The following is a 12,672-nucleotide window of genomic DNA, read 5'->3' on the forward strand; positions in this document are numbered from 1 at the left end:
TTTCATCACCTGCTCCGAATTTATCATTGAGCAGGTATTTTTAGATAATCAGAACATCGATGCTAGGTGTGGTTCGCTAGACGCTTACACTTCAAATTGTAGAAAGTCCGAGTAAAAATAGTCGGGCTTTTTTACGTCTGCAGAAAAGTGAAATGCGCGCAATTAACACACACTCATATCAACCCCCATCACGTAGGTCGAGGGAGCGTAGCGGCTCCCGACACAAAGAGAGTGTAGCATTTGCTATGTGACTTTCTACCGCTGTGGGCACTACGACATCCTACTGCGTAGCGCACCGACTTCAAATTGTAGAGAGCCCGACTAGAAATAGTCGGGCTTTTTTACGTCTGCAGAAAAGTGAAATACACGTAATTAGCATCCACTCACAGCATCACCCATCACATAGGTCAGACAAGCGCAGCGACTTCTGATGTTAATTTAATTTTTTTATTTTTTATAAAAGCTAATTACTTTCATTTCCTTAGATAACAAATTTAATTTTGCTTTGTTACTGTCTTTGATTTAGGATAAAATCAGTTTAAAACCAAGAACTAACAGCCTGTGTATAGATTATTAATTAGCGCCATATCCATTTTATTTTGTTTTTCTGTGTCGGCAGTTGAAGTAACTGATCTATATCAAGATATTTTAAAAGTGGATGACAAAACACGAGATACTCGATTAGCTGCGAGTCGAAAAGCTTTGCTTAATGTTTTAGTGAAAGTAAGCGGTGATGAAACTGCGGATCAAAATAAGTTAGCGCAGCAACGTACTAAAGATATTTCTGATTATATGCTTAAGTTTGAATATGACGAGAGAGCAAATGGACAATTGAAACTCGTTGTTAAATTTGAAGCTCGAAAGATCAACGCGCTAATCAAAGAGTTAAACTTACCTTTATGGGGAGTACAACGTCCATTAGTCGCAATATGGTTAGGTATTGAAGACAATTGGCGCAGAGAATTAGTAACACAAGAAAGTTACCCGCAGTTAGAGCAGTTAATTTATGACAAAGCAGGGCGTCGTGGTTTACCTGTCGTTGTTCCATTACTTGATTTACAAGATCGACGTCTAGTAGGTATTCCTGAGGTATGGGGTAACTTTTCTGAACCAGTAGAAGAGGCCTCTAGACGCTACAGTGCTGAGCGAAGTATTACAGCAAGAATGTATAAAGAAGCTGATAGCGAAAATTGGATTTTAGATTGGCGTTTTACTAATGACGATCAATTTGATTCAAATAGATTAACGGGCGATAAGCAGCAAATAGTGAGTCAAATGATTGATACCTTAGCACGAGGTCTTGCAAGCGAGTATGCAATTGACCCAAATGCTTATTATGAACAAGCAACTGCTACGCTCACGCTAAAAGGCACACAAAGTTTTGTTGATATAGAATTAGCGAAACGAAGATTATTGAGCCTAAGTGTTGTTACGCAAGTTAAAATTGTTCGTAAAACACCAGAATTTGTAGAATTTAAACTAAACCACACTGGTAACCTAAGCGATCTTAAAAAAGGGTTAGGGTTAGACTCCTCATTTAAAGATTATGAGGATCCACGCGCTTTTTATCATGTTGTTGATAAAAATAGCTTAGAGTATCAATGGGTAACACCATAATGCTAATGTCTGAGCCGATGCAAATGGCACTACCGGTTACTTTACCGGATGACGAAACATTTGCATCGTATTTTGGGGGAGAAGACTCTTTGGAGGTTAATCACCTAAAAGATAGCTTTTCCAAATTAGCAAAAACGTTTCAGTATACATACCTATGTGGTTTAGGTGATTCGGGCAAGTCTCACCTTTTATATGCAACCTGTATTAAAGCACAAGAGCGTGGCCTATCTAATATGCTACTGTCTATGCGCGAAGTAATTGACTTTGGACCCATGGTATTAGACGGTTTAGAAGCGCTTGATGTTCTATGTATTGATGACGTGCATTTAGTTGCAGGGAATGATGCGTGGGAAAAAGCACTATTTAACTTCTTTAACCGGTTTAACGAACCCGGTAAAATGTTAGTAGTAACTGCTGATTTACTTCCTAGCATGCTCAATATATCTCTGCCTGACTTAGAGTCTCGTCTAACGTGGGGAACAACCTTTCAAATTCGTTCTATGAGTGATGACGATAAAGCACAAGCGCTTGTTAAGCGCGCTCACATGCGCGGCCTTGAATTAAGTGATGAGTGTGCACGCTTTTTATTAACCCGTTTAAGCCGTGATATGCGAGCTTTATTAGATGTACTCGACGAATTAGATCATGCATCTATGGCTGCACAGCGAAAATTAACTATTCCTTTTATAAAATCAACGTTAAAGCTGTAGTAGGTCTAGAATCTAGACCCTGCTTTCAGTTATCATAAGCTATTATCAGAGCGTGTTTACCTTTCCTGATTGGAATTTGTTTAATTTAAGAGTGCTTTAATCGCGTCGTGAGGGCTTTAGCGTAGTATTTATATGCGAAACCCGAACAACAAAGAACGTAGCCTCCGAGATAAACACTTCAAACTGCATGTGTTTGGTCTTTATTTAGCGTTATTGCATCACTTATGTAGGAAACTACAGTCCAATGCTTAACCTTATTTAATAGCCAACCACACAGTTGAGAAGCAATCTTGAAAGGCCAACACGCTCTTAAGCAATCACCTTCTGTGAAAGATCAGGTATCGAATGAACTTAGAAAATATATTAGCGCAAGCACTTGAGGCGGTAGCCAGTGCCAGTGAAATAGCGCAGTTAGAAGATATCAGGGTTAATTACCTTGGTAAAAAAGGCGAAATCACTAGCTTACTTAAAACGTTAGGTAAAATAGCACCTGAAGAACGTAAAGAAGCAGGCCAAGTTATAAACCAAGCTAAACAGGATGTGCAAGCTGCTATTAACGAAAAGCGTGAATTGCTTGCAAGTAAAGCACTTGAAGAAAAGCTAGCTGCTGAAACTATAGATGTAACCCTGCCAGGACGTGTTATGCCTACCGGCGGTTTACACCCAGTTACGCGCACTATTGAGCGTATAGAAAGCTTTTTTGGTGAGTTAGGTTTTGAAGTTAAATCTGGTCCAGAAATCGAAGACGATTTTCATAACTTTGATGCGCTAAATATCCCTGAGCACCATCCAGCACGTGCTGATCATGATACCTTTTATTTCAATCCTAAATTAGTACTACGCACACAAACTAGTGGCGTGCAAATTCGTACTATGGAAACTGAGCAGCCACCACTGCGCATTATTTCACCTGGACGTGTATACCGTAACGATTACGACCAAACACATACACCAATGTTCCACCAGGTTGAAGGTTTAATGGTTGATACCGATGTTAGCTTTACGGAGTTAAAAGGTATTTTGCATGATTTTTTACGTAACTTCTTTGAAGAGGATATGGAAATTCGTTTCCGTCCTTCATTCTTCCCATTTACAGAACCTTCAGCTGAAGTAGATGTTATGGGTAAAGACGGTAAGTGGTTAGAAGTACTAGGCTGCGGCATGGTACATCCCAATGTACTTAAGTCTGTGGGCATTGACCCAGAAAAATACACCGGCTTTGCCTTTGGCATGGGTGTAGAGCGTTTAACAATGTTGCGCTATGGCGTAAACGATTTGCGTGCATTTTTCGAAAATGACTTAAAATTCCTGAACCAGTTCCGTTAAGAGTGAAACAATAAAATGAAATTTAGTGAAAAGTGGTTAAGAGAGTGGGTTAATCCTGCTATTGATACGCAAGCTCTTTCGGAACAGCTTTCAATGGCTGGTCTAGAAGTTGATGGTGTTGAGCCTGCTGCTGCCAAATTTAATGGCGTAGTTGTTGGTGAAGTTGTTGAATGTGGTCAACACCCTGATGCAGATAAACTTCGTGTTACCAAAATTAACGTAGGTGGCGATGAGCTACTTGATATCGTGTGTGGTGCACCAAATTGTCGTTTAGGTATTAAAGTTGCTGTTGCAACTGTGGGCGCTGTACTTCCTGGTGACTTTAAAATTAAAAAAGCCAAACTACGCGGCCAACCTTCAAACGGAATGCTATGTGCTTTTGTTGAGCTAGGTATTAGCGAAGAAGGCGACGGCATTATGGAATTGCCAAGCGATGCACCAGTAGGCACTGATTTACGTGACTACCTAGGTCTTGATGACAATATTATAGATGTTGACTTAACACCAAATCGTGGTGATTGTTTAGGTATTAAAGGCCTTGCTCGTGAAGTAGGTGTTTTAAATAGCATTGACGTAAATGTATTAGATATCCCAGCGGTTACGCCAACAATTGATGACAAAGTATCAATTGAGCTAGTTAACGAAGATGCATGTCCTCGTTACCTTGGCCGTGTGATAAAGGGCATTAACCTTGATGCTGAAACACCACTTTGGATGGTTGAAAAATTACGTCGTAGTGGCGTACGTTCTATCGATCCTGTAGTTGATGTTACTAACTATGTATTACTTGAACTTGGCCACCCAATGCACGCGTTTGATTTAAATGCGATTGAAGGTGGTATTAAAGTTCGTAGTGCAAACGCAGGCGAAGAACTTGTTTTATTAGATGGTAATACCGCTAAATTAAACGACACAACACTTGTGATAGCCGATCATAATAAAGCACTTGCAATTGCGGGTATTTTTGGTGGGGAGCAATCAGGTGTTACAGATAAAACATCTGATATATTACTTGAAAGCGCATTTTTTAATCCTGTAGCAATTGCAGGACAAGCACGTAGCTACGGTTTACACACTGATGCTTCACACCGTTATGAACGCGGTGTTGATTTTGCTCTACAACACGATGCAATGGAACGTGCAACAGCACTTCTTCTTGAAATTGTGGGTGGTCAAGCAGGTCCAGTAGTTGAAGCTGTTGCGGCTGATAAACTACCAAAAGTGACTGAAGTACGTCTTCGTCGTGCACGTTTAGACCGTGTTATTGGTCATCATATTGAAGATGCTAAAGTAACAGATATTCTTACGCGTTTAGGTCTTGATGTTAAAGTAGAAAATGAAAGCTGGAGTGCGGACGTACCAAGCTACCGTTTTGATATTCGCATCGAAGAAGATTTAATTGAAGAAGTAGCACGTGTTTACGGTTACAACAGCATTCCAAATGTTGCACCAACTGCAAAACTTAAAATGACGACACATAACGAAGCAACTATTGCGCTTAGCAAGTTCCGCAATACGTTAGTGACTCGTGGTTACCAAGAAGCAATTACGTACAGCTTTGTAGACCCTAAAGCACAAGCTATTTTACACCCAGAGTGTAAAGCAATGGTATTACCGCATCCTATTTCAATTGAAATGTCAGCAATGCGTGTAAGTTTAATGCCGGGTTTATTAGCGTCTGTAGCGTATAACCAAAATCGCCAACAGCCTCGTATTCGTTTATTCGAACATGGTCTTAAATTTATAAGCGACGAAAGTGCAGAAAATGGTGTTTACCAAGTACCGGTTATTGGCGGTGTTATTACGGGTCTTGTAAATGGTGAACATTGGGTTGAAGAAAAACGCAATGTTGATTTTTACGATTTAAAAGGTGATGTTGAAGCCTTACTTGCAATTACCAATGACATTACTCGCTTTGAAATTAAAGCCGAGCAGTCAGATGGACTTCACCCTGGTCAATCAGCAGTAATATATGTTGATGGTAAAAAGGTTGGTTTTTTTGGTGCTTTACATCCTCAAGCTCAAAAGTCGTTAGATATCAACAACGCAACTTTTGTTTTTGAAATTGAAATGTCAGCAATAGAAAAAAGAAATTTACCGCAAGCCGAAGGGGTGTCTAAATTCCCTTCAAATCGCCGCGACATCGCGATTTTAGTGGCAGACAGCGTTAAATCTGGCGACATTTTAAGCGTGATCGAAAAAGTTGGCGGAAATCAATTGGTTGACCTAAACTTATTCGATGTGTATAAGGGCAAAGGTATTGAGCCAAATTATAAGAGTTTGGCGATTGCTCTAACACTGCAAGCGGTTGATAGAACACTCGAAGAGAAAGATATCAATCTAGTAGTTGATAACGTGGTGGCCGAATTGGCCGAACAGTTTAATGCATCGTTGAGGGACTAGATATGGCGCTTACTAAAGCCGACATAGCTGAACACCTATTTGAAAAGCTCGGGATCAATAAAAAAGATGCCAAAGATTTAGTTGAAGCGTTTTTTGAAGAAATCCGCTCAGCGCTAGAAAAAGGCGAGCAGGTTAAGCTCTCTGGATTTGGTAACTTTGATCTTCGAGACAAAAAAGAAAGACCAGGCCGCAACCCGAAAACAGGCGAAGATATTCCTATTTCGGCACGTCGCGTGGTGACTTTTCGACCAGGTCAAAAGCTTAAAACCCGCGTAGAAGTGGGCACAAGCAAAGCAAAATAAAAAAAGGCAGCGTAAGCTGCCTTTTTATTTGCCTGAATAACCTAGTTATTAAATTATACCAACCTGCATAAATCTTTGATCAATTTAACGAATTAAATAACACTATAACGTCGTTAAAATATTTTTATCTAGAACAACTAGATACAAAATTTTTGCCTAGTTCTAGCGTAATTTCCTTAACGTTAAATAGACCCCATACATAAGCAGATTGGTATTAGGTTATTTTTGCGATTATAAATTAAAACTCTCGAGGAGATACAAAATCACCTGCCATTATTTGCTGAAATGTTTGCTCTGCAAGTACATCTAGGCTATCTAAGCTTTTACCATTTGCGACTAATTTCTGCTCAATTTCAAATACATCAATATTTTCAATCCCCGACATTTGCGCTACTTTAGAAAATATATATGCGTGCTTAAACTTATCATGTTTATAAAAAAGACTAATAAGTGATGTATACACTTCCGGATTCGGTATGTTTTCTTTTTTATTGAGCTCTAGAGTTTTATAAAGTAAATCAATGGTTTTTTCATCATCAAATTTAATATAGTACGATGCTAAAAAAAATTGCATTTCGGCACTTTGCGTTACACTTTTATCATTTTCTATAGCCAATAATTTAGTCAACGCACTTTGGTTGTTATTTCGTGACCATTGGTAGTAGAGCAAACCTGGGTGGTTTGTATTTTGGGTATCTTGATATAACCGAGTCATTTCTTTAATACTCGTTAGTTGACCATCAATACGTGACGTTTTTTTAGCTTTTAACTTAATATGTTCAATTTTAGCGGCCAAAGTTATGCATTGGTTATAAGATTCAAAGTCCTTGAGTAATTGGTATTTATTTTCATCAGTAGGGTCTTTGTATTCTATGTAGCGTTTGATAATTACATCAGAACGCTCATCCTTGCAGTGACTGTCTTTGTTTAAGTCGCTACAAAAGCCAGGTGTTTCTTTGCACACTTGTGCGAGTGTTAACGGCTCTTCACACCCTGCCAATGTTAGCAAACCCAATAGTACACTTGCTTTTTTAAGCATTCCTTAACCCCAAATGAATATTTACTTTGTTATTCTAACGCAATCATTTAACGCCTAACAGTAGAGAATAACTTCAGTTTAAATTAGAATAGCCCTGCCTGAAGTGCATTACTCTCAAAATATAGTGCATTTTTAAAGGCTATCCGTTCAAAATGATAAACTTAGGTAAATAAAATGACCTCATCTCACGAGTTAGAATACACAAATAGTTGGCAAGAGCGCCAAGATTACGCAGAAAGCATGCAACCAATCATTGGTAAGCTTTACCGTAATCGTGGTATCGAAATCGCTGTATATGGCCGTCCTCTCGTAAATGCCAGTACTATCGATATTATCAAATCTCACAAAACCGTTGCTCAGTTTGAAGGCACTAAATTACGTTTGCGCGAAAGCTTCCCATTTTTAGAAGCTATCAGCAAAATGGAATTAAACTCAGCACGTATTGATATTGGTAAGCTTGCATATAGTTATTTGTTCACTGAAGCCGCAAAAGGTCGTTCAGTAGAAGAGTTTGTAAAAGATGAACTTGCAGAAATAACAGACTCACCAGCGAAAGAGCCACGCGATGTAGTATTGTATGGTTTTGGTCGTATCGGTCGTTTATTAGCGCGTTTATTAATTGAAAAATCAGGTCCATATTCAGATTTACGTTTGCGCGCTATTGTTGTGCGTGGTGGTAAAGATGGGGATCTTGAAAAGCGTGCAAGCTTACTGCGTCGTGATTCAATTCACGGTCCATTCAATGGCTCAATCACGATTGATAAAGAACGCAATGCAATTAAAGCTAACGGTAGCTACATTCAAGTTATTTACGCTAACTCTCCTAGCGAAATTGATTACACTCAATACGGTATCGACAATGCATTAATTGTTGATAACACCGGTATTTGGAAAGACGAAGCGGGCCTTGGCCAGCACCTAGAGTGTAAGGGCGCTGCAAAAGTATTATTAACAGCTCCTGCAAAAGGCAATATCAAAAACATCGTATATGGTGTTAATAACAAAGATATTTTACCTGAAGATAAAATTGTTTGTGCAGCAAGCTGTACAACCAATGCAATTACACCAACGCTTAAAGCATTAAACGATAAGTTTGGTATCAATAATGGCCATGTTGAAACTGTACACTCGTACACGAACGATCAAAACCTTATTGATAACTACCACAAAGCAGAGCGCCGTGGCCGTGCCGCAGCACTTAACATGGTAATTACTGAAACAGGGGCTGCAAAAGCGGTTTCAAAAGCATTACCAGAGCTTGAAGGCAAATTAACAGGTAACGCAATCCGCGTACCTACACCTAATGTGTCGCTAGCTATTTTAAATCTTAACTTAGCAACAAGCACATCAGTTGAAGAGCTAAACGCATTTTTACGCGATACTGCACTTCATTCAGACTTACGTGACCAAATTGATTACACCGCATCAACGGAAATTGTATCTACCGATTTAGTAGGTAGCCGTTACGCAGGTGTTGTTGATTCACAAGCAACGATTGTTGAAGATAACCGTATCGTTTTATATGTATGGTACGACAATGAGTTTGGTTACAGCTGCCAAGTAGTTCGTTGTATGCGCGATATGGCCGAAGTGTCATTCCCAAGCTTACCTCGCTAATTTATTTGCAGTGACTTAAAAGCCAGCATGTTGCTGGCTTTTTTGGTCGTGTATTATTTTTAAAGCGTATGCCTTGTGATAGGCTTTAATTAAGAAGATGCACATTCGTTTTACTATTTATAAAATAATGTCAGTTCTGTGAATTAATAAGCAGATAAACTTATTCAACCTAAAGGTTTTTTCATGAAAATCAGCAGCAATTTCGACAGTGGTAATATCAAAGTTATTGAAGCCACCGATCCTTTAAATATTCAATTAGAAATTAATAAAGATCACCAGTCTGAATTTTATCAGTGGTTTCACTTTCGTCTTGAAACAACACCTTACCAATTGCATAAGTTAAATATTAATGAGCTTGATAAATCAGCTTACCCAGATGGTTGGGAAGGGTACCAAGCCGTTGCATCATATGACCGCCAAACATGGTTTCGTGTACCATCAAGCTATGAAAATGGCACATTAAGCTTTGAAATTGAACCAGAGTGCGGCAGCGTATATTTTGCTTACTTTGCGCCATACAGTTACGACCGCCATTTAGATTTATTATCTTGGGCACAAAGCCAAGGCGCTTGCCAATTAATAACGCTTGGTGAAACACTCGATGGCCGCGATATGAGTGTGCTTAAAATTGGTGAGCCAAGTGAAGACAAGAAAACCATTTGGATCACAGCACGTCAACACCCAGGTGAAACAATGGCAGAGTGGTATGTTGAAGGTCTACTGCACAAACTTCTTGATGACGAAGACCCACATGCAGCTGCGCTTCTATCAAAAGCAGTTTTTTACGTTGTGCCTAATATGAATCCAGACGGTAGCGCACGCGGACATCTTCGTACTAACGCTAAAGGTGTTAACTTAAACCGTGAATGGCAAACACCAAGCATGGAAAATAGCCCTGAGGTTTACTTAGTGCTTAATAAAATGCGCGAAGCTGGCTTAGATATGCACTTAGACATACACGGCGATGAAGCTATCCCATATAACTTTGTGGCAGGCAGTGAAGGTATTCCAAGTTACGATGAACGCTTAAAAGGTTTAGAAGATAGCTTTAAAGCTGCGCTTTTAACTATTACACCTGAGTTTCAAGATGAGCATGGCTATCCAAAAGATGAGCCAGGTCAAGCTAACCTAACGGTAGGTTCATCAGCTACGGCTGAAGAATTCAAAGCATTAACGTACACAATTGAAATGCCATTTAAAGACAACAACGATTTACCTGATCCAGATTACGGCTGGTCAGATCGTCGTTCGTATCAATTTGGTCAAGATACATTAGCGGCTATTGTTAATGTTGTTGATGATTTAAGATAAAACGTTTATCTAAAAGGGTATCAATAGTTTTGATACCCTTTTTGCTTTTAATAAAACCCTTTGTATAAAAAATAATAATCATATAGCAGCTTTATTCTTAAAACGTTTTCAACGCTTCTTCGCTGCGTATTATCACCGTATCGGTACAAATCAATCTACTTTCATTTAAATACTACAGATGTAATGCCTTTCGCCAAGTGTGTAATTATATATTTTGAAAATTAAGTGTTAACAAAGTTAGGTTACTTAAGTTAAGATTAATTAAATCATGAGTCGGGACGGGAGAGGTAAAACCTTATTTCGTAAAGCTTATGTAGCGTAGTAGCTAAAGCAGAGTCTCGTAATTAAAAATAATAAATATAACTATAGAGGATATCCATGGAAGCTTTTGTAAGTGCTGTTAATGATGTTGTTTGGAGTAATGCACTCATCTATTTATGCCTAGGCGCAGGCTTGTTTTATTCAGTATTAACTCGATTTGCTCAAGTTAGACATTTTAAAGAAATGTGTAAGTTATTATTTAGTCCTAACACGTCTGATAAAGGTATCTCATCTTTTCAAGCCCTTGCAGTATCGTTGTCTGGACGAGTAGGCGTTGGTAATATCGCTGGCGTTGCTGCCGCTATCGGCTTTGGTGGGCCAGGCGCAATTTTTTGGATGTGGGTTGTTGCATTTTTAGGTGCAAGCACTGCATACGCAGAGTCTACTTTAGGCCAAATTTATAAAACAGAAGAAGACGGGCAATATCGTGGTGGCCCAGCGTACTATTTTGACCGTTGTTTAGGGCAAAAGTGGCTAGCTGTTTTATTTGCTGTTTCGGCGATTATTGCCTGTGGTGTTTTTCTACCTGGTGTACAAGCAAATGCAGTAGGTAATGCGTTTACCCAAGTGTTTGGCAGTGGCAACATGGTTACTACTAGCTTTGGTGACGTAGGTAGCTTTAAGTTAGTCGCTTTAGCAATCATCCTTATTGTTTTAGCGTTTATTATTTTTGGCGGTATAAAGCGTATTGCAAACTTTACGCAAGTAGTAGTGCCATTTATGGCATTGGGTTACATAGTACTGGCATTAATCGTGGTATTTTTAAATTTAGATAAAGTAGCTGATATATTCTATTTAATTATTAGTGATGCATTTACTGCACAGGCTGGTTTTGGTGCCGCTATTGGTTGGGGCGTAAAGCGTGGTATATATTCTAATGAAGCTGGCCAAGGTAGTGGGCCTCATGCTGCAGCCGCTGCAGAGGTTGATCACCCAGCTCAACAGGGTTTAGTACAAGCTTTTTCGGTTTATGTTGATACCATTTTTGTGTGTACTGCAACAGCATTAATGATTTTAATAACGCAGCAATATAATGTTGTGGGTGATTTACCAGCAGGACAGTTTATTGTACAAAATGTCGATGCAGCCACTGAAGTAGGCTCAGCAGCCTTTACTCAAATGGCTTTATTTAGTGTATTTGGCAGCTTTGGACAAGCATTTGTCGGTATTGCATTATTCTTCTTTGCCTTTACCACAATACTTGCTTATTACTTCATTGCAGAGACAAATATTGCTTACTTAAATCGTTACTTTAAAGGCAATATCCCGCTTGTCCTTGTGAAATTTGTGATCATGTTCATGGTTGCATACGGTATGGTTAATAATTCAGGTTATATTTGGACTATTGGAGATATTGGCGTTGGCTTAATGGCTTGGATTAACATATTGGGTATTTTAGCTATTTTCTTTGTAGCTAAGCCAGCTTTGTTATGTTTGAGCGATTATGAGGATCAGAAGAAAAAAGGCGGAAAAATCACATTTGACCCAGTTAAATTAGGGATTAAAAACGCTTCGTTTTGGGAAAAGCGTTTAGAGAAACAGTCAAAAGACGCTGAGTAATTAAACTTAGTGGGCAACTTAGAAAATTATAGCCCCTAAATCAGTTGTTGGTTTGAATTCAAAAAAGACAACGAGAAATAAAACAAGTACAATAAAGGCGCCGAAAGGCGCTTTTTTTATGCGTAGTATGGAGAGAAGTATGGCGATTATTCGTTGCCCAAAATGTGCAAAATCAATTTCAGATAAACATAAGCAATGTCCGCATTGCGAAAGCAACATTGCAGAGCTAAACGACGAGCAAGTTTTACAACTTCAGCGCGAACAGCGAATTAAAAAAAAGCAGATGTTTATAAATCACTCCTTTTTGGCGCTTATCTTATTTTTAGGTGGTTTTTTCTGCTTGTACTTTTTACAACCGCAAGAAGAAACACTTCAGTGGTATGCTTACACTGCCGCAATAGGCATAGGCTGTATCTGGTACCTTATAAATCGTATTATTTTAGTGACTCTAAAAAAGAAAAAATGA

10 protein-coding genes are annotated in these 12,672 nt (G+C 38.9%); 9 read left to right on the forward strand and 1 reads right to left on the reverse strand.

The window, feature by feature from the left end; genetic code table 11:
• Nucleotides 1-561: 561 nt before the first annotated feature.
• From GQR47_RS18615 to ihfA, 5 genes are all read left to right on the forward strand, one after another.
• Nucleotides 562-1,617, forward strand: coding sequence for a DUF2066 domain-containing protein (locus GQR47_RS18615; RefSeq protein WP_024596168.1), 1,056 nt, complete (start codon nt 562-564; stop codon nt 1,615-1,617).
• A complete protein-coding gene (gene hda / locus GQR47_RS18620) occupies nt 1,617-2,327 on the forward strand; it encodes a DnaA regulatory inactivator Hda (RefSeq protein ID WP_182712929.1) in 711 nt (236 codons plus the stop codon). The genes GQR47_RS18615 and hda overlap by 1 nt, the downstream gene beginning before the upstream one ends.
• Nucleotides 2,328-2,672: 345 nt before the next feature.
• A complete protein-coding gene (gene pheS / locus GQR47_RS18625; protein ID WP_002960692.1) occupies nt 2,673-3,653 on the forward strand; it encodes a phenylalanine--tRNA ligase subunit alpha in 981 nt (326 codons plus the stop codon).
• Between the two features lie 15 nt (nt 3,654-3,668).
• Nucleotides 3,669-6,056 (forward strand): phenylalanine--tRNA ligase subunit beta, encoded by a 2,388-nt coding sequence (pheT, locus tag GQR47_RS18630; RefSeq protein WP_002960691.1) that lies wholly within the window; start codon nt 3,669-3,671, stop codon nt 6,054-6,056.
• 2 nt (nt 6,057-6,058) lie between these two features.
• On the forward strand, nt 6,059-6,358 hold the full coding sequence (gene ihfA / locus GQR47_RS18635; RefSeq protein ID WP_002960690.1) for an integration host factor subunit alpha: 300 nt from the start codon (nt 6,059-6,061) through the stop codon (nt 6,356-6,358).
• Nucleotides 6,359-6,596: 238 nt separating this feature from the next.
• Here the strand turns inward: ihfA and GQR47_RS18640 are convergent, their stop codons facing one another.
• Entirely contained in the window at nt 6,597-7,397 is an 801-nt protein-coding gene (locus GQR47_RS18640; protein ID WP_165724306.1) for a DUF2989 domain-containing protein, read from the reverse strand.
• A gap of 174 nt (nt 7,398-7,571) precedes the next feature.
• Between GQR47_RS18640 and GQR47_RS18645 the strand changes: the two genes are divergently transcribed.
• From GQR47_RS18645 to GQR47_RS18660, 4 genes are all read left to right on the forward strand, one after another.
• The gene (locus tag GQR47_RS18645; protein ID WP_002960684.1) at nt 7,572-9,014 is read left to right on the forward strand and encodes a glyceraldehyde-3-phosphate dehydrogenase; all 1,443 of its coding nucleotides are present in this window, start codon (nt 7,572-7,574) and stop codon (nt 9,012-9,014) included.
• 183 nt (nt 9,015-9,197) lie between these two features.
• Nucleotides 9,198-10,325 (forward strand): M14-type cytosolic carboxypeptidase, encoded by a 1,128-nt coding sequence (locus GQR47_RS18650; protein ID WP_165724308.1) that lies wholly within the window; start codon nt 9,198-9,200, stop codon nt 10,323-10,325.
• Between the two features lie 378 nt (nt 10,326-10,703).
• Entirely contained in the window at nt 10,704-12,206 is a 1,503-nt protein-coding gene (locus tag GQR47_RS18655; RefSeq protein ID WP_002960681.1) for an alanine/glycine:cation symporter family protein, read from the forward strand.
• Nucleotides 12,207-12,345: 139 nt separating this feature from the next.
• Complete coding sequence (locus GQR47_RS18660) at nt 12,346-12,672, forward strand: hypothetical protein (protein WP_002960680.1); 327 nt, start codon at nt 12,346-12,348, stop codon at nt 12,670-12,672.

The organism is Pseudoalteromonas sp. Z1A2, assembly GCF_011378755.1.
Lineage (GTDB): Bacteria > Pseudomonadota > Gammaproteobacteria > Enterobacterales > Alteromonadaceae > Pseudoalteromonas > Pseudoalteromonas distincta.

Bases quoted from the DNA above. Each gene is read 5' to 3' on its own strand.
- GQR47_RS18650 (WP_165724308.1), top strand. From the start codon at position 9,198: ATGAAAATCAGCAGCAATTTCGACAGTGGTAATATCAAAGTTATTGAA.
- pheT (WP_002960691.1), top strand. From the start codon at position 3,669: ATGAAATTTAGTGAAAAGTGGTTAAGAGAGTGGGTTAATCCTGCTATT.
- GQR47_RS18655 (WP_002960681.1), top strand. From the start codon at position 10,704: ATGGAAGCTTTTGTAAGTGCTGTTAATGATGTTGTTTGGAGTAATGCA.
- GQR47_RS18645 (WP_002960684.1), top strand. From the start codon at position 7,572: ATGACCTCATCTCACGAGTTAGAATACACAAATAGTTGGCAAGAGCGC.
- GQR47_RS18640 (WP_165724306.1), bottom strand. From the start codon at position 7,397: ATGCTTAAAAAAGCAAGTGTACTATTGGGTTTGCTAACATTGGCAGGG.
- GQR47_RS18660 (WP_002960680.1), top strand. From the start codon at position 12,346: ATGGCGATTATTCGTTGCCCAAAATGTGCAAAATCAATTTCAGATAAA.
- hda (WP_182712929.1), top strand. From the start codon at position 1,617: ATGCTAATGTCTGAGCCGATGCAAATGGCACTACCGGTTACTTTACCG.
- ihfA (WP_002960690.1), top strand. From the start codon at position 6,059: ATGGCGCTTACTAAAGCCGACATAGCTGAACACCTATTTGAAAAGCTC.
- pheS (WP_002960692.1), top strand. From the start codon at position 2,673: ATGAACTTAGAAAATATATTAGCGCAAGCACTTGAGGCGGTAGCCAGT.